The following is a 19,043-nucleotide window of genomic DNA, read 5'->3' as shown; positions in this document are numbered from 1 at the left end:
ATGCTTTTGAAACGAATTGTAATCATGCTGGCGCTTTTGCCGCTGCTCTATTCCTGCAAAGATAAAACGGTGGATCCAGCCACCGACAGCCAGACCAATGAGTGGATACTTTCCAACATGAAACACTGGTATTACTGGAATGATAAGATACCGGCAAACCCAAATAATGCGCTGGGGCCGTCAGAATATTTCTCATCACTTTTATATAAATACGATCGCACCAGCAATCCGAATGGCGACCGTTTTTCCTGGATACAGGAAAGTGCCGATGAGCTCACTTCATCACTGAATGGAAATACAAAAACAACGGGTCTCGACTATCGTCTGGTGATATATCCGTCGGGCAGTACAAATGTGGTGGGTATTGTTTTGTACACACTTCCAGGTTCTCCTGCGGCGAAAGCGGGCTTTAAAAGAGGTGATATTTTCACTCATATTGATGATCAGAAACTAACCACTTCCAATTATAATGCTCTGCTAAGAGGCGATGGCCCCCTGAAATTCACCGTTGGTACCGTAAGTGATGCAGGCGTAATTACGGAAGGTACTACACAACGGACAGCTGCAAAACTGGAATTACAGGAAGATCCGATTCACTTCGACACACTGTATCAATATGGCTCCAACAAGGTGGGCTACATTGTGTACCATCAGTTCGTGCCTGGCCCCGACAGTGTAAGTGGTTCAAAAGCTTATGACCAGAAACTGGATAATATTTTTGCAAATTTCAAAAGTGCGGGCGTCAACTCGCTGATCCTCGATTTACGCTATAATGGTGGTGGTTATGTAAGTTCTGCTACTAACCTGGCGAGCTTAATGGGAAAAGTTACCAACAATGATGTTTTTTACTATAAAGAATACAACGCCACGGTTACACCTGCTTTGGAAAAGCAATATGGCGCTGGTTTCTTTTCTGAGAAATTTCAGACCAAGTCGCAGAATATCGGACAAAGCCTGACTAACCTGGTGATTATCACTTCCAGAAATTCCGCTTCAGCGAGTGAACTGCTGATCAACGGCCTCAAACCCTTTATGAATGTAACGCTCGTAGGTGATGTCACTTATGGAAAAAATGTAGGTTCCATTACGATAACAGGGAAAGACAAAGGTATCAAATGGGGCATGCAACCTATCGTTACCAAGTCGTTCAACAGCCTGAAGCAATCCGACTATTCTGTTGGCTTCACTCCTACGTACTCGGTGATTGAAGGGACTAAATTATATCCTTACGGAAGTCTTAAAGATCCGCTGCTCAACAGAGCGATGACGGTTATAACAGGCTCGCCTCTGGCACGAGGAAAAGCTCAGGAAAACACACCGGTTTATCTGGAGATAGGCTCTTCTGTCGTTAACAAAGCGGGGGGAAGTAATATGTTTTTCGACCGGTAAAACGCATCAGAATATCCTATCGGATTTTGAATACCTTATCAGGCAAAGTTTTTGTATATTGACACCCATACTGTCACACTAAACTAAAACAGAATGGGTATTTTAGCCTGGATTATCGTAGGACTCCTCGCAGGAGCTATTGCCAAAGCACTTCACCCGGGAAAAGATCCCGGCGGATTTATAGTTACCATCCTGATAGGTATTGCCGGAGCCGTTGTCGGAGGTTGGATATCATCACTTTTGGGCTTCGGGAAAGTCGATGGCTTCGATATCGGAAGTCTCTTTATAGCTATTCTCGGATCGGTTCTGCTTCTTTTTCTTTACAGAAAGTTCAGTTCCAGGACATAGCATTTAAAAATTGATTTAACCCGGTGAGGGAAACAGTAGTAAGCTGTTCTCTCACCGTTTTTATTGTTAATTTTACAGAATTTTACAACTCAATATCCACAACGGAACGTGTTATGAAGCTGGTGAATGATATGACTGTCTGGTTTTTGAAGCGACGCTTTGAAAGGATAGAACAGTTTATGAAGAATCCGGTTGAAACCCAGCAACGTATTTTCTCTGAGCTTATCGAAACGGCTCGTTATACGGAATGGGGTTCAAGGCATAACTATGGCCAGATCAAATCCATCCGGGAATTTCAGGATCAGGTGCCTGTATCGTCCTATGAAGAGCTGTATCCTTACATAGAGCGTGTTTTAAAAGGTGAACCTAACGTACTTTGGCCATCCCCCATTGAATGGTTTTCCAAATCATCGGGAACAACCAACGCACGCAGTAAGTACCTGCCTGTTTCGCCGGAAGCCTTAGAGGACTGCCACTACGAAGGCGGAAAAGATATGATGACTCTCCTGATCCACAATCGCCCGGAGACGCGTGTTTTCGATGGAAAGGGTTTGTCTATTGGTGGCACTTTACACGCAAACCCGTTTGATGATTACACACAAGTCGGTGATGTATCAGCGGTAATTATGCAAAACCTGCCGGCCTGGGGCGAATTCATGCGCACTCCTCCTCTTGAAGTAGCATTGATGGACCATTGGGAAAGCAAGCTCGACAAGATGGCTTCCATCTGTTCTCAGGAAAATGTAACCAGCATTCTTGGTGTACCCACCTGGACTATCGTTTTGCTTGATCAGATTCTCGAACGGACTCAGAAAAGCAATATGCTTGAAGTATGGCCCGATTTTGAGGTTTTCGTACACGGAGCAGTTTCTTTCGAACCTTACCGCGATTTGTTTACCAGCAAATACTTCCCGTCCGATCAGGTTACATACCTTGAAACTTACAGCGCTTCTGAAGGCTTTTTTGCGATTCAGGATGATTTGAGTCGTGTGGGCGAAATGCTATTGATGCTGGATTACGGTATATTTTATGAATTCATACCCATGGATGAAGTGGGAAAGGCTCATCCAAAAGCCTTGTTACTTGATGAAGTGGAAATCGGTGTTAATTATGCTTTGGTCATCTCGACGAATGCCGGTTTGTGGAGATATCTGATTGGAGATACCGTAAAATTCACATCCAAATATCCCTTCAGACTCAAAGTGAGCGGCCGCACCAAACATTTTATTAATGCGTTCGGTGAAGAAGTGATCGTTGAGAATGCAGACTATGCCATTAAAATTGCAGCCCACGAAACCGATTCGCTGGTTGCCAACTATACCGCCGGACCTGTTTACATGGGTGATGGATCAAGAGGCGGACATGAATGGATTATAGAGTTCAACAAAGAACCTGCAGACCGCCAGGCTTTTATTGCTATTCTGGACAAATCGCTTCGTGAGATCAACTCGGACTATGACGCCAAGAGATATAAAGATATGGCACTGGTTGAGCCTCTGGTTCATTTTGTCCCTGCGGGCACGTTCTACTCCTGGATGGGAAAAAGACAAAAACTCGGCGGACAGAATAAGGTTCCAAGACTGAGCAACGACAGAACTTATCTTGACGATCTACTTTCTATGAGTCTGGATGAATCATCACAATTAGACAGATAATCTCATCTTTATCAGCCTACGAAAATCAACCTGTATGTCGCTAAAAATGGTGTGCATACCGCTACCCTATGATTCCTAAATCACTAAAAATAAAAGGATTATACTCCTATCTGACTGAACAGGAAATTGAATTTGATGCACTTACAGATGCCTCGTTATTCGGTATATTCGGATCGGTAGGGAGCGGAAAATCGTCTATACTGGAAGCCATTACTTTTGCTTTATATGGTGATACGGAACGGCTCAACAAAGCCGGGGATGACCGTACATACAACATGATGAATCTTCGATCAGATGATTTATTAATTGATTTTGAATGCATTGCCGGAAAAAACGCTGACAATTACAGGTTTACGGTAAAGGGAAAACGAAATAGCAAAAACTTCAAAGAAGTAAAGACATTCGAAAGGAAGGCTTACATTCAGAAAGAAGGTAACTGGATGCCGCTTCCCGAGCATGAAACGACCGAAAGTATCATAGGACTCAGCTACGACAATTTCAGGCGAACGATTATCATTCCGCAGGGGCGTTTTCAGGAATTTATTGAACTGAAAGATGCCGAAAGAACCCGCATGATGAAAGAGCTTTTTCAGTTGGAGAAGTACGATCTGAGCCGGAAAGTTGGCACACTCAGTAAACAGAATGATCTTGAATTGTCCAATCTGGATGGTCAGTTGCAGGCAGTCGCGGAAATAGACCAACAGGCTATAGACACCAGAGAAGAACAGAAGCAATCGGTACTAACCACAATTTTGCAAGCAAGCGAAAAGCTGAGTTTGCTTGCTGCTGAGTTGGAAAAAATGCAATCCCTGAAGCTTGCTTTTGAGAAAATGCAGCTTCTGAATGAACAGCTTGTGACACTCGAATCCCGGAAATCACAAATGGAGGAACGGGAAGAAAGCCTTCGCCTGTTTGAAATTTGCTCTATTCATTTCAAAACATTATTGGATCAACAGAAATCACTAACCGCCGCGACCGCCAGAGATAAAAATACCTATGAACTGAATGCCGGAAAAGAAAAAGAGCTGAGCGAGACATTAATCAAGCAAAAAGAGACACAGGAAAGCCTTAAAAATGCTTACGACAAACGACAGGAACTGATCGACCTGGCTGAAGAACTCGAAAAGGTAATCGGGATTAAACAGCTCGGAGAAAAACTGGCTCAACTTAAAAACAGGTTGGTGAAAGCTGAAGAGCAACTGAAAGCCAAACAAGCTGCTATTGAAATCCTTCAACAAGAGAAAAAAACACTCGAAACAGATAACGATCTCAACAAAACGCAGCTCATTGACATTCATGTACTCAGTCAGATCAAAGGTTGGTTTGCTACCGCAGACGAAATTGAACAAAATAGAAAAGCCTTACTGAAAGAGGCAGAAGACCTTAAAAATGAACAACTTGTCTTTACTGAAAAACTATCCGGTAAGGTAAAGAAAGCCATTGATTTCTTTACACTGGAACTGTCGATACAGGCCGGATCTGAAGAAATTGAAAAGGCTGTTAACAAATATCTTACGCAAAGTGAAGCTGAGAGAGAAAGAATAGCACAGCTCAGCGTACGAATTCAAACACAGATTGCACTGCATCAATACGCTTCGGGCTTGTCAGACGGAGATCCTTGTCCATTGTGTGGCTCAGCCCACCACCCTTCCATTTTACATCAGGATGAAAATCTGACAGAACAGCTCAGTTTGGAAGAAAATCGAAGACTGCAACTTCAGAAGATGGAGGATTCTGTCCGCAGATTTCAGGCAGATACACTGAAGGATTTTTCTTCCATAGAAAATATTGAAAAGCAAAAAAACAACATTCGCAACCGCTACGCAGAAATAAAGGAACGGATTAAGGCACACGATCTGATTTTCGTATGGGAGAAGTTCAGTAAAGAAAATCGTGAAGCTTTTGAACAGGAACTCGCCCGTATGGAGCAGCTTCAAAAGCAGATCAGAGAGGTTGAAGTAAAGATCAAAAACAAAACTGCTGAACTAGAAAAATCTCTGACAGAAAAAACAGAAGTTTTTGAAAAACCTTTAAACGAGCTCAGAAATAATATACTCCAAAACGAGAGTACGGCTTCAACCCTTACCTCTCAACTGGTTCAGGTAAAATTGAGTGACTGGGCTGATGTAGAACAGGATACGATTGTTCAGAAGGCTGCTGAACTGAAAACATCTTATTCAGAAATAAAACAGCTGTACGAAACAACAGTTGCTCAGATCGACATCAATGAAAAAGAGAAAGATATCATTTCCGGGAGCCAGAATACCCTGTTGAAGGCACTGGAAAATCATCAGCAGGAACTGAACCATGTCAGAGATGCATTGACAAAACAGCTTGCTCAATTTGAATTTCAGTCTGAAGACTTTGTTGAAAAAATACTGCTGAATCCGATTGCTATCGAGCATGAAAGACGGGAAATTGACACATTCAAATCGGCATTGAGAAACATAAAGCAAGAACTGGATACTTTAAAGGAAACACATCAGGACAACCATTACCAGGCAGAAACCCATCAGTTACTGATTACAGAAAAAGCAGCACTGGATGCCAGCCTCAGCGATCTTCGCAAAGAAGAAGGCCGGTTAGAAGGATTATTAAAAAAACTAAAAGAAGACTTAACCCGCAAAACAAACCTGCTTAAAGAAATTGCCAAGCTAAAAATCCGAAAATCCCATCTGGACGATCTGGCAAAACTTTTCCGGTCAAGCGGATTTGTCGATTATGCCTCCAGTATTTACCTCCAAAATCTGATTCAGGCTGCCAATCACCGTTTCCACCAAATGACTCACCAGCAACTTCATCTGGAATTAGGCGACGGAAACAGCTTCTGGGTCCGGGATTTACTCAATGGCGGTCATATGCGTCTGTTGAAGACGCTTTCCGGTGGTCAAAAATTTCAGGCGGCACTTTCACTGGCTCTGGCCCTTGCTGATCATATACATATCAGGAACGAATCCAGACATAACTTTTTCTTCTTGGATGAAGGATTTGGCTCGCTGGATAAAAATGCACTGCAAACAGTTTTTGAAACATTAAAATCTCTGCGAAAAGAAAACAGGATTGTCGGGATCATCAGTCACGTCGAAGATTTGCAGCAGGAAATTCAGACTTATCTGAAGGTAGAGCAAACGGAAGAGGGAAGCAAAATTATCCCAAGCTGGAAATAATTAATGCTCTTTTAATATTATCAAATTTATTCGCAACGCACTGCGTAATAATCGCACAATAGCCATATCTCAGGTAAATTTATTTGTCACCCCAAGCATACATTATTTGGAAAGTAGCCAATTTTCAATAAAATTATTATGTCTGTTTGGAATTTAACCTACAAAGAGAATACATTTACCCAGCGATTCATAAGTAACCTCTGACGTATATATATGCTCAGAATGCGGTTTGAAGCGTGAACCAAATCATACCCTAACAGAATTTAAATTATGCCAAAATTTGTTGAGCTGATTACTTTCGGCTCAGACACAGGCAATCTCATCGTTCCGAAAAACAAAACTTCTGGTATCTTAAAAAGTATCATGTATTCTTATGGTCTTAACGACCCGGATCGAAAAATTTCCAGGTTCTCATCACACCCACTATATCGATCCAATTTCTCATGATTCCCTTTTTAGATCTGAATCAGATCAATGCCCCTTTTCAGGAGGCTATTGAACAGGCCACCTTACGCGTACTACGCTCTGGCTGGTATATACTCGGCAAAGAACTTAGCAGCTTCGAAAAGTCTTTTGCGAGTTATTGTGAAGCAGCTCACTGCATTGGTGTAGCCAATGGTCTGGATGCCATTACGCTCATTTTAAAAGCATTTGATTTTCCGACTGGCAGCGAGCTTATCGTTCCTGCCAATACCTACATAGCATCAGTGTTGCCGGTTTCTTACCTCGGCCTTACACCTGTATTGGTAGAACCTGATCCTGTTACGATGCTGCTGAATCCGGCACTCGTAGAAGAACGGATCACTCCCAATACTCGGGCAATCATTACGGTGGATTTGTACGGCCGAAGCTGCGAGATGGATGCCATTATGGATATTGCCGAAAGACATCGTCTGAAAGTGATCACCGATGCTGCTCAGGCACACGGAGCAATTTACAAAGGAAAAAAAGTAGGAAATATTGCTGATGCTACGGCATTCAGTTTTTATCCTACCAAAAATCTGGGAGCATTGGGTGATGCAGGAGCAATTACGACTTCGGATGATACACTGGCAGAAAAGATAACTTTCCTCCGGAATTACGGTTCAAAGGAACGTTATAAAAACGAATATAAAGGTGCAAACAGCCGGTTGGACGAGATACATGCAGCTATACTCAGCGTAAAGTTGCCTCATCTTGAGAGTGATAACAAAAGAAGAAGAGCGATTGCACAGCGCTATCTGGATGAAATCACAACCGAAGGACTTACACTTCCCCCCGCAGATAAAGTGGAGCAGGATGCATGGCATTTATTTGTAGTAAGGCATGCTGAAAGGGCGGCACTGGTTGCTCATCTTGAAAATTGCGGTGTACAGACAAATGTTCATTACCCTTTGCCTATACATAAGCAACACGCCTACACGGAACTGGCTCATCTGGACCTGCCTGTATCTGAAAAGATCCATCGCGAGGTGATCAGCCTTCCTTTGCATCCGATGCTAACGGATGAAGAAGTTTCAGTCGTTATTGATGCAATAAATACCTTCTCTGTACGGCAAAAACCATGAAACTATCCGTTGTAGTGCCTGTGTACAACAGTGAGTTTTCTATCAGCTCATTGGTACAGCGACTGCAGTCAGCACTCAGTTCTGTTTCATTTGAAATTGTACTGATCAATGACAACAGCCGGGATGCATCAGAAGCAGTGTGCGGCCAACTGGCAGCCACTCATCCTAACGTACATTTTATCTCACTCAGGAGAAATTACGGGGAGTTCAATGCTGTCATGTGCGGACTGAACTGGTCGAAGGGCGACTATTGCGTCATGATCGACGATGACTTCCAGAACCCGCCAGAAGAAATTCTGAAGCTGCTTGATAAAGCAGAAAATGGTGATTATGATGTCGTATACACCTACTATGCAAAAAAACAACATGCCCGTCACCGCAATTTCGGAAGTAAGGTCGTGAACTGGATCACCAGCTATCTGCTCAATAAACCAAAAGACCTATACCTTTCCAGCTTTAAACTGATCAGCAAAGAAGTTGTACAGGAAATCATTAAATACAAAGGCCCCTACCCTTATATTGATGGTTTGATCTTCCGAACCACCAGTAACATTGGCAAGGTGCAGGTTTCGCACCAGAAGCGGGAAGAAGGTGCCTCCAACTATACCTGGCGTAAGCTTATTTCCCTTTTCCTAAATATCCTTTTTTGCTATTCAGCACTTCCCATCAGGCTCTTTATGCCCGTAGGCCTGGGATTGTTTGGTTTGGGGGCACTTCTGCTTATCTTTCTTTTCGGACAATGGGTAATCGGTCCCGATCCCAAAGGTTGGCAGGTAGTTACGGCAGCATTTATTTTCATCGGTGGCATGCAATGTACCTTGCTGAGCGTATTGGGGGAATACATCGGTAAAAGCTTTATGGCTCAAAGTGGGCAGCCGCAATACGTGATCAAGTTCAACAGTTCTGAATTGAAATGATAGATAACAGGCTGGAATACCAGAAAATGTACGAGGTCGAACGGAAGTTGTGGTGGTATAAAATCCTGCATGAAAAGGTGTTGGCACAAATCGAAAAACACTTCGATCCAAAAAACAGAAAAATTAAAATCCTGGATGCGGCATGCGGCACGGGCGGATTGCTTTCATTCCTTCGCGAAAAGGGTTTCACGGATATCTCGGGATTTGACTATTCATCGCATGCTGTTGATTTTTCTCTTGAAAGAAAGCTCGATGCAGGCTTCGGGGATTTACGCCATGTAGAAAATTTCAGGCCTCACGAAACTTACGATGTCATATGCTGTAATGATGCACTCTACTTTCTTACGGATCAGGAAATTACAAAGGCACTGTCTGTTTTTAAACAAAGGCTAAAACCAAATGGTATTCTATTGATTAACATCCATGCGTTTGAAGCTTTCTCCGGAACGCACGATCTAGCTGTAGGAAGTTCGCGCAGATTTGTCCTGAATGATTTTCTGAAATATACCCGGCAAGCAGGATTGTCTGTTTCATTTTCCACCTATTGGCCTTTCGCACTCTCCATCCCCATCTGGTTCGTACGTCAGTTTCAGAAATATCAGATCAAAAGAAATAACATGACTATTTCCGAGGTTGATTCCGACGTAAAGTATCCCGGCGATTTCATAAATAATCTCCTGTATACGGTAATGAAGACAGAAAAAGCCGTTCTTAAAAAAGGCCCTTTCGGTAGCTCTCTTTTCATGCTGATCAAATAATCACAACAAATACATTATCAGTTACTTATACCGAATAATAACTATTCTATCTCATCCGTAAATCTGCAGATTTATGTGATTACATTTATGTTCGCCCGACCAAGAATGTATATCGTAAACCTTCAGAAAATGGAAAACTTACAGGTGGCTCTGCCTGACCAGCCAGACACCCTTGCGCCCGTCTCCCAATCCGACCGCATCTCAACCATAGACATCTTGCGGGGCGTTGCCTTATTGGGAATTCTGCTGATGAACATTCCTATGTTCTCCATGCCTGATCGCTATACAGAAGCTTTTCGCAGCAATCCCGAAGACTTTAACTTCTGGGTACGCGCAGTGATTCTCGTCGTATTTGAAGGCAAAATGCGTGCGCTCTTTTCCATGATCTTCGGAGCGGGTATTCTTTTGTGTACTACCAAAAAGGAGGCAGCAGGCAAATCAACTGCATTTTTGTTTTACCGCCGCATGGGTTGGCTGGTACTGTTCGGTCTGGCGGATGCACACTTGCTTCTTTGGGAAGGTGATATTCTGTATGCCTATGGAATCATTGGAATGCTGGCATTTCTGTTCAGGAGAATAAAACCCGTTTACCGGGCACTGGGTATACCTCTTGTTGCACTGATGGACTTTGGCATGAGTCACGCCTTCTATTCTGATTTACGGGCTAAACGAATGGACTATGTGAAGGTTCAGAATGAGATCAAAACAGGTCAGAAACCCAATCCGGAACAACAGAAAATACTGGCTCAATGGCGTGAAGTGGAACTGGACTTTGTTCCCAATGAGCAGGATATTAAGGATAATATCAAAAAGATGAAGTCAGACTACGGTACCGTGGCTCAAAAGATCAGAAAAGATTCCTGGAACTGGCAAACCAAATATTTCCTGTACGGCATTGCCGATCCACTGGCATTAATGTTACTTGGTATAGCGCTGTTCAAATGGGGTTTCCTCACGAACAAATGGTCAGCCAGGAAATACCGCCTCACCATGCTGATCGGTTATGGAATCGGTTTACCGTTGGTTTTGTATGATTTCTATTACGGGTTTGTAAACATGCCCAATCTGGCTGCATCCTTCCGCCACATGGAAACACATCCTGTAGTTTGGGTAAACATCATTTATCCGTTTCAGCGTATTCTGTTGGTGATGGCACACACAGCCGCCATCATGCTGATCATCCAGTCGGGAGTGATACAACAAATCCTGAACAGAATTGCAGCTGTAGGACAAATGGCACTCACCAACTATGTGATGCATACAATCATCTGCACACTTTTCTTTTTCGGATACGGTCTCAACTATTACGCAACGTTCCAGTACTACCAGATTTTCTATGTAGTTTTTGCAATCTGGATTGTACAATTAGTATTGAGCCCGGTTTGGCTGAAGCATTTCTATTTTGGTCCGCTGGAATGGCTTTGGCGCTCACTCACGTATTGGAAAATACAACCGATGCGGCGACGGGATTAAAAGAAAATGGGCGCAGCCGATTCGTCAGCTACGCCCATTTTTATTTTATACTGAAACAGATTAATAGTAGTATTCCCCGGTTTCAGTTTTAATTGTCAGTTTTTTCTCTTCGGAAGCCTCCACGAGTCCAATAATCTGCGCATCGATACCGAATGACTTGGAAATTTCTATCACTCTTTCAGCATGCTCTGCAGAAAGGTAAATCTCCAGTCTGTGACCCATATTAAATACCTTATACATTTCCTGCCAGCTCGTACCGCTTTCTTCCTGAATCAAACGGAACAATGGAGGAATCGGCAACAGATTATCTTTGATGATATGCAGTTTATCAACAAAATGTAAAATTTTAGTCTGAGCACCACCACTGCAATGTACCATCCCATGTATCTGCGCACGCAGTTCGTCCAAAAGTGCTTTCGCAACGGGCGCATAAGTACGTGTTGGAGAAAGAATCAGTTGTCCAACATTCAAAGGCGTACCTTCTACAGGATCAGTCAGCTTTTTTGTCCCGCTATATACCAGCTCCTCATTTACTTCCGAATCAAAACTTTCAGGATATTTGCCAGCAAGATATTTGCCCAATACATCATGGCGCGCGGATGTCAGTCCGTTGCTACCCATTCCGCCGTTATATGAGGTTTCGTAAGTAGCCTGCCCGTAAGAAGCAAGGCCTACGATCACATCACCCGCCTGGATATTGGCATTGTCAATCACCTCAGCACGCTTCATTCTTGCGATCACCGTACTGTTTACCGTTACGGTTTTGACAAGATCACCTACATCTGCGGTTTCACCACCAGTACTGTATATCTCCACTCCATATCCACGCAGCATGTCGAGCACTTCTTCAGCACCGTTAATTACCTCGGCGATAACTTCACCAGGAATCCGGTTTTTATTTCTGTCGATAGTAGACGAATACAGCATAGGACCAGTAGCTCCTACACAAAGAAGGTCATCCGTATTCATCACGATCGCATCCTGCGCAATTCCTTTCCACACCGAAATATCACCCGTTTCCTTCCAGTACAGATAAGCCAGCGACGTTTTTGTACCTGCACCATCTGCATGCATGATCGTACAGTACTCAGGGTCTCCGCCCAGTGTATCCGGTACTATCTTGCAAAAAGCTTTGGGATACAGCCCTTTGTCAATATTTTCAATTGCCTTGTGCACATCTTCCTTAGATGCTGAAACGCCGCGCTGCAGATAACGGTCGGTGGTATTCATGAAGAAACGTTTTATTAATTACTCCGTTTGGAAGCTACAAAAGTAGGAAAAAACCGGCGCGTAATGAAGGAAATCTCGGTTCAGTGAAATTCATTAAACCTTTACTTTCATGTAAAATATCCTATTTACTAGTTTTCAGCGATTTAAGCTAAAACGCTGAAAAAGAACTGAATTTAAAATAAAATAAATCAAAAAATGATCGTTAGCTTTACAAAACATAGATAAAATTACAAAAGGCAATATTTTCTGCTGCTGAGAATTTTTATATTCTGAACCAACCTGAATCCCTGATGCAATTATCGATTGGACGTATTATTTTGTTTGTTACCCTGTTATTCGCCGTTGCTTCTACCCCTTCGGTCGCCCAAAGTAAAAAACAACCCGCCGTTTCAGCCGATACGCTCAATCCCATCGAATCTCTGGTTTCCTTCGCTACCAAGCATTTACACATTCCTTACCGTTCGGGAGGATCCTCCAAAAGAGGCTTTGACTGCTCTGGTTTTGTAAGATATTGCTTTGATAAATGGGACATTTCGCTCCCGCATTCCAGTGCTGCCCAGGCTCAAAAAGGGACACTTATAGAACTACCTGAAGCCAAACCAGGCGATCTTATTTTCTTCAAAGGACAAAGTACCAAAAGTTCAAGAGTAGGCCACGTAGGCATTATTACCGAGGTTACGCCCAATTACGTGAAGTTCATCCATTCCGCATTCAAGGGTGGAATACGTTATGACCTGCTTGATGCCGCTTATTATCAAAAACGCTTCGTGGCAATTCGGCGTATGATCGACTAATTCTGATAAGTTCTTCTTCCTTTCCTCACAAATTCCATACGAGCGTGTAAATTTGCAGTAGTCAAGTCGGGAGTGTTCCCGGCATCACCTATTCAACTGCTGCATTTTGAAACTCTGGCAAAAAGAAAATACCGTAACGTCTGAAAAAATTGAACGTTTCACTGTTGGAAAAGACCGTGAAATGGATCTCAATCTGGCTGAATTTGATGTATTGGGCAACCTTGCTCATGCGACGATGCTGGAATCAATCGGGCTCCTTACTGCTGACGAACTTACTTCACTCAGGGAGGTACTAAAAGAAATTTACGGTCAGGTTGAAAAAGGTGAATTTACCATTGAAGACGGTGTAGAAGACGTTCATTCGCAAGTGGAACTGATGCTTACGCGCAAACTGGGTGATACCGGCAAGAAAATCCATAGCGGACGCTCCCGTAACGACCAGGTTCTTGTGGATATGAAGCTTTATACCCGTCATCGTCTTTTTGAAGTCGTAAAAGCTACCGAAAAATTATTCGCTATACTTTCCAAAAAATCAGAAGAACATAAAAATGATCTTCTCCCGGGCTATACGCACCTGCAAATCGCCATGCCCTCTTCTTTTGGGTTATGGTTCGGAGCTTATGCCGAAGGATTGATCGACGATGTGATTCAACTTAACGCAGCTTTCAGGCTGGCCAACCGCAATCCTCTGGGTTCCGGTGCGGGTTATGGCTCATCTTTCCCATTGAACCGCCAGATGACTACCGAATTGCTTGGATTTGAGGGCATGCACCGCAATGTGGTATATGCACAAATGAGCCGCGGACGTACAGAGCAGGCAGCCCTTACAGCTATATCCTCTCTTGCGGCAACAGTATCACGTCTGGCCATGGATGTGTGCTTGTACAACAGCCAGAACTTCGGATTTGTAGTATTGCCGGACGACCTCACAACGGGAAGCAGCATTATGCCACATAAAAAGAATCCGGATGTAGCCGAATTGCTTCGTGCCAAAACAAACCGCATGAAAGCGCTACCCATGGAAGTAACGATGGTGCTGAGCAACCTGCCATCAGGCTACCACCGCGACATGCAGCTACTGAAGGAAATATTGATGCCTGCATTTGACGAAATACTGGATTGCCTTGACATTGCCACTTTTATGCTTGAACACATGAAGGTGAAGCAGAATCTGCTGGATGATGCCAAATATGATTTACTGTTTAGTGTGGAGCGCGTGAACGAGCTTGTGATTAACGGCGTACCATTCAGAGATGCTTATAAGCAGGTGGGTGCAGAAATCGGCGACGGAAGCTATACAGCTCCCCGCGAACTGAAGCATACGCACGAAGGCAGTATCGGAAATTTGCAAACGCAGGAAATTGAAGCTAGAATGGAGAGGGAGATAGAGGCGTTTGGGTTTGATAAAATCTCCGCTACGCTGGAAAGATTATTGAAAATGTAAAAATTAATTGCCGCAGATAAATTGTTGATACCTTTATTAAACATCATTTATCTGCGGCTATGATATAGCCTGTTTTTCTCTGCTGATTCTACAGTGTATGGCTTACGAGAACCTGAGCAGGCACATACCAATTCGGTAAACACCAAACTGCCCTATCTTTTACGCCGTCTGAAAAAATCGACGAGCATACCGATCTGCAATAACACACCGACACCCATCATGATCCTCCCGCCAGACCAGTGCTGAATAAAGAAAAAACATCCGATAACAACCAACGACATTGCTGCAAAGAACAGCGCAATTCTTATTAAATTGGAATAGATATTCATCAGTCAGTAAATTTTAATTAATAGGTGTGGACAGTAATTAATCCTGGTTATTTCTTCTTTTCCGGAAGATAAATTAAAAAGTAATAATTCAGACACAAGTGGATTACAAAAACACCGGAAAGCATTAAAAATAAGCTTTTCTCACGTTCCATGTTCAGCCAATAGTTATCTGCCAGAGAAAAGAGAACAGCATAAATAATGATAATCAGCCAATGGGTCATATTTCGCGTCTTTCTGGAAAAAATCAAAAGGTATTTTTTATTCATACGATTAGCTGATCTCGATCAAAAAACTAAATTTCAATTTACTCATTTAAAACAACATTTTCATCACCTTCTTTATAAGCTGAATAGATCATCAGCAACGTCATCATTTCATTTTTTGAATTCATATCACCAAATGAAACAACAGGTTGTGGCGGATTATTCGGATTAAATGGATTATCTGCAGTATTATCATACGTGCAATCCACATGAATCACAGAGCCTTTCGGAATTTTGACAAGATTTTTCATCTTATACAATTCCTGCCATCTGAAATCCCATTTAGGAATATGCACCAGTTTAACTGTATCTTTTTGTGGCGTAACCGCGTAAGCCAAAAATTCCTTTCCCCAAAAATGCATATGAGGCCAAACATACATCACCGACTGATCTTCCTGTGTGCGCACTTGTAATGAATGCTTACTTATATCGTTAGGCAGTAACAGCAAAGGTGGATTAATATCCCGCTCTCCAACTCCACCTGAACCCAGACTAATCACTTTTACATCTCTTTTAACAGGATCTTTCCGATAAAACAAATTCACTCCCACAGTTGAAATTTCCTCGGCTGCCAATGGCGAATAATGTGCCGTAATGAGCATTACACCACGTTTAGGTAATGTCCACCCAAATCCCTTCGGATAATTTTCCACCGATGTACCGGGAATCCATCCGGTATAGTATACCATCTTTTTTTTGTAAGGAATATGTTGTCTCAGTTTGGTAGAACTCTCGTTATCGTCTGTGGAATTGATAGTTTCATCACCTCCCGTAATATCAATAGAAGAATCAGCTACATCGTAAAAACCATAATTGATATGATGTATTAATTTTTTATTGTTTGAATATAGTTCTACCGCTTCTATATCATGAGAACCGTCCAGTTCAAACGGTACTTTAAAAACCACAAACCGCTCCTTGTTATCACCTTTCAATTGAAAAGCAGAAGCAATTTTTAATGTCAGATCGGGCTTTCTGTTATAGGAAGTAATCGAAAGCAGTGACTGTTGTCCAGGCTTTGCAGTATAATTTCCTTTCGCCGCGCCACCATCTATCCAGGCTAAAATTTTATTTTTCTCCGCTTCGGACAGAGAGCGATCATTGGCAAACTGCCGGTAATGATTATCGGCACGCCAGGGGGGCATATATCCATTATCAATCACCTTTCTGATCGTTGTTTTTTTCTTAAAAATATCTTCGTAGGTGATCAGGGAAAATGGTGCCGCATCTCCCGGTCTGTGACAGGCAACACATTTAGCAGTAAAAATGGGCTCAACTTCCTTGAAGGTAATTTTCTGTGCAGATGCATCCAGACTAAGAAGACTGATGATCAGAATAAGTAATGTTTTTTTCATGGTGTTCAAAGGTCAGAAATAAAGCAACCTATTGCCTTCTTTCTGGTTAATATAATAGGTTCTCCTGCTACATAGGCAGCTATTGCATCAGGCAAGTAGTGTTCGCTGGCTGCGTATCGCTTTGTCCCCAAATCTATCGCCCAGTTATCAATAGCACCGGCATACAACACCTTAAAATTAGTATCCAATAAAAATACTTCAGGCGTTACCAAAGCAGCCAGTGCTTTGACCAGACTTTTGGAGCTATCTACAAATAAATCAAAGTTCACTTTGTATTTGTCCCTGAATGTGATGTAATCGGAATAAGAATAGGACGTTCCCGGAAAGATACCCACAACCTGTAGTAAGCTGGCATTCTGTTGTTGAATACGATTGAGGTTCAATATATAACTCTGGCTCAATGGACATTCCGGAGACAGAAAAACAACAACAGTTAATTTTTTATTTGATGATGAAAGACTGACCAGTTTCCCGTCAAGCGTGCGCAAGGGAATATCAGTCAATTGCTGAGCTCTGACCGTCAGAAACGTAAAAAGAAAAGCTGCCAGAAAAATGATAATCCTTCGCATCATCAAAAACTACTATAGTCCGTAAACAATAACTCCGGCGTTACACCGGAGTTATTCATGCTATAAAATTACTATTTAAAATCTACTTCACATCCCACCAAACACGCCCTGTAATATCACCAGGAACACTAAAATCTGGATTTTTTTGTTGCTCTTCGATCGCCGCTTTTGCATTTTCGTAGTTGATGTCGGTCAACGATGGAAATGAAATTGAGAATCGTCTTGGCATTACCTGCTCAGTTCCTCCCTGATTTACTCTTTCAAGTTTCAGAATTTTACCGTTCACAGATGGGAAACCTGTTCTCTTGATAATTGCCCACGCCTCATTCTGATTTTTGAAGAAATTGAGGTACTGCTGTACGATAATCTGCTCCAGTGCATTCGCCGCTTCATACTTTACTCCTGGCTGGGCTTTATAGGTTGCAACTTCAGCAGCAGTGAGTGCAGAGTAATTATCCAATTTTGAATTCATACCCATCTCATCATAATTTTCAAGAGATGCGTCAATTCCTTTGTAATACCATCCTTCAGCATCACTTCCTGCAATTCCGCGTGCTGCGAGTTCTGCTCTCATGAAACACACATCAGCATAGGTGATAATTGGGAATGTAGTACGACCACTTCCTGAATTGAAATTACCCTGGAATAATCTGCTCTGTACATTTGAAGGCAATCTTCCACTTGAATCTACACCAGCACTTTTGATTGTTATGTTCTGAAAGAAAATAGTCTTGGTCTGATCCTGAACGGCGTCAGGGTCTGCGTATTGCCCTCTGTAAAGCTGACCGTCCCACACCATTGTTGCAGGAATTTTGCCCTGGGCTTGTGCAAGATCAAATCTTCTTTTGTTGAAAAAAGAAGGTTGATAAAAAATACGAATACGTGGATCTTTGGTTGTCCACATAAAGTCAACAGTATTTTTTAAACCACTCACTGTACTGTTGCTTGAAGGGTTATAATTACCATCGCTGGTTGCCAATGAAGGACCTCCCAGTAATTTCCAATCTTCGTCTGTAGAACTGATCAATCCTACGTTATCTGCCAATACCTCGGTAGCAATAGCTTTTAGTCTCTCAGGCTTTCTTTTCATTAACCTGAATGCTATTTTGAGTCTTAAACTATTGGCAGCCTTAATCCATTTTGTCGGATCACCTCCATAGTAAATATCATTTGTACCAATGACAGTTTGACCTACTGGTTGCTCTGCTTTCAGAACACTTACAATCGCTTTTAACTCAGCATCCAGAATATCATATAAGGCTTCCTGGGTGTCATACTTAGGCGTAAGCAACGCCGGAATGGTATAACGTGCTTTGAAAGCTTCAGAATAAGGCATGCTACCGTTTACATCAGAAGTATGCCATGCATAGTAGGCTAGCGGTATACCAGCAATTGCTTTCAAATGCACATATCTTGCTTTTCTATCTTCCGGCAGTTTATCTATCAGTTGTTGTACATCAACAAGCTTATTCCCGACCGAAGCGTAGAAATTACTTCTCCTATTATTTAAATTACCTGAACCTTCATAAACAGTAGATGAGTTACCTGTTGCTGTTACAAACGTCTGTGCCCAATAGTAAATCGCGCGATTGTAATCATAGTAGTACTCAAAGCTATTGTTATGAATACCAAGTACAGCTGCAGTGAATTCATATTCTGGCGGAATACTCAACAGAGCATCAGGATTGGTGTTCTTTTCTGCAAAATCATCTCTATCGCAACCAGTTATCAGAATCGTAGCAAAAATTGCTACGATATATTTTATTGAAAATTTCGTTTTCATATCAATCAATTTAAAAGTTTAA

General features: G+C 42.3%; 14 protein-coding genes. 10 read left to right on the top strand and 4 right to left on the bottom strand.

What is annotated here, in order from left to right:
• The 8 genes from DSL64_RS10385 (at position 1) to DSL64_RS10350 (ending at position 11,254) form a co-directional block, all read left to right on the top strand.
• A complete protein-coding gene (locus tag DSL64_RS10385) occupies positions 1 to 1,389 on the top strand; it encodes a S41 family peptidase (protein ID WP_115830932.1) in 1,389 nt (462 codons plus the stop codon).
• Between the two features lie 93 nt (positions 1,390 to 1,482).
• On the top strand, positions 1,483 to 1,737 hold the full coding sequence (locus DSL64_RS10380; RefSeq protein WP_115830691.1) for a GlsB/YeaQ/YmgE family stress response membrane protein: 255 nt from the start codon (positions 1,483 to 1,485) through the stop codon (positions 1,735 to 1,737).
• A 113-nt stretch (positions 1,738 to 1,850) separates the two neighbouring features.
• Complete coding sequence (locus tag DSL64_RS10375; RefSeq protein WP_115830690.1) at positions 1,851 to 3,392, top strand: GH3 auxin-responsive promoter family protein; 1,542 nt, start codon at positions 1,851 to 1,853, stop codon at positions 3,390 to 3,392.
• A 68-nt stretch (positions 3,393 to 3,460) separates the two neighbouring features.
• Entirely contained in the window at positions 3,461 to 6,559 is a 3,099-nt protein-coding gene (locus tag DSL64_RS10370; RefSeq protein WP_115830689.1) for an AAA family ATPase, read from the top strand.
• A 443-nt stretch (positions 6,560 to 7,002) separates the two neighbouring features.
• On the top strand, positions 7,003 to 8,106 hold the full coding sequence (locus tag DSL64_RS10365; protein ID WP_115830688.1) for a DegT/DnrJ/EryC1/StrS family aminotransferase: 1,104 nt from the start codon (positions 7,003 to 7,005) through the stop codon (positions 8,104 to 8,106).
• On the top strand, positions 8,103 to 9,023 hold the full coding sequence (locus DSL64_RS10360) for a glycosyltransferase family 2 protein (RefSeq protein WP_115830687.1): 921 nt from the start codon (positions 8,103 to 8,105) through the stop codon (positions 9,021 to 9,023). The genes DSL64_RS10365 and DSL64_RS10360 overlap by 4 nt, the downstream gene beginning before the upstream one ends.
• Positions 9,020 to 9,781 (top strand): class I SAM-dependent methyltransferase, encoded by a 762-nt coding sequence (locus tag DSL64_RS10355; protein WP_115830686.1) that lies wholly within the window; start codon positions 9,020 to 9,022, stop codon positions 9,779 to 9,781. The genes DSL64_RS10360 and DSL64_RS10355 overlap by 4 nt, the downstream gene beginning before the upstream one ends.
• Before the next feature lie 129 nt (positions 9,782 to 9,910).
• Positions 9,911 to 11,254: a DUF418 domain-containing protein gene (locus DSL64_RS10350; protein WP_115830930.1), complete on the top strand. Its 1,344-nt coding sequence runs from the start codon at positions 9,911 to 9,913 to the stop codon at positions 11,252 to 11,254.
• Positions 11,255 to 11,314: 60 nt separating this feature from the next.
• On the opposite strand, the gene DSL64_RS10345 is transcribed toward DSL64_RS10350, so the two are convergent.
• Complete coding sequence (locus DSL64_RS10345; RefSeq protein ID WP_115830685.1) at positions 11,315 to 12,484, bottom strand: AIR synthase related protein; 1,170 nt, start codon at positions 12,482 to 12,484, stop codon at positions 11,315 to 11,317.
• Positions 12,485 to 12,774: 290 nt separating this feature from the next.
• Here DSL64_RS10345 and DSL64_RS10340 point away from each other — a divergent pair, with 290 nt between their 5' ends.
• Positions 12,775 to 13,278, top strand: a complete 504-nt coding sequence (locus DSL64_RS10340) for a C40 family peptidase (protein WP_115830684.1) — start codon at positions 12,775 to 12,777, stop codon at positions 13,276 to 13,278.
• 106 nt (positions 13,279 to 13,384) lie between these two features.
• Positions 13,385 to 14,722, top strand: coding sequence for an argininosuccinate lyase (gene argH / locus DSL64_RS10335; RefSeq protein ID WP_115830683.1), 1,338 nt, complete (start codon positions 13,385 to 13,387; stop codon positions 14,720 to 14,722).
• Between the two features lie 633 nt (positions 14,723 to 15,355).
• On the opposite strand, the gene DSL64_RS10325 is transcribed toward argH, so the two are convergent.
• The 3 genes from DSL64_RS10325 to DSL64_RS10315 form a co-directional block, all read right to left on the bottom strand.
• Positions 15,356 to 16,669 carry a c-type cytochrome gene (locus DSL64_RS10325; RefSeq protein ID WP_115830681.1) on the bottom strand — a complete coding sequence of 438 codons (1,314 nt, stop codon included), beginning with the start codon at positions 16,667 to 16,669 and terminating at the stop codon, positions 15,356 to 15,358.
• A 5-nt stretch (positions 16,670 to 16,674) separates the two neighbouring features.
• Positions 16,675 to 17,241 (bottom strand): redoxin domain-containing protein, encoded by a 567-nt coding sequence (locus DSL64_RS10320; RefSeq protein ID WP_115830680.1) that lies wholly within the window; start codon positions 17,239 to 17,241, stop codon positions 16,675 to 16,677.
• Positions 17,242 to 17,320: 79 nt separating this feature from the next.
• Entirely contained in the window at positions 17,321 to 19,021 is a 1,701-nt protein-coding gene (locus DSL64_RS10315) for a SusD/RagB family nutrient-binding outer membrane lipoprotein (RefSeq protein WP_115830679.1), read from the bottom strand.
• Positions 19,022 to 19,043 lie beyond the last annotated feature (22 nt).

The sequence above is a fragment of the Dyadobacter luteus genome, assembly GCF_003383615.1.
In the GTDB taxonomy this organism is placed as follows: domain Bacteria; phylum Bacteroidota; class Bacteroidia; order Cytophagales; family Spirosomataceae; genus Dyadobacter; species Dyadobacter luteus.
The sequence above is the reverse complement of the archived record's forward strand: the minus strand, read 5'-3'. Positions and strand labels throughout refer to the sequence as shown.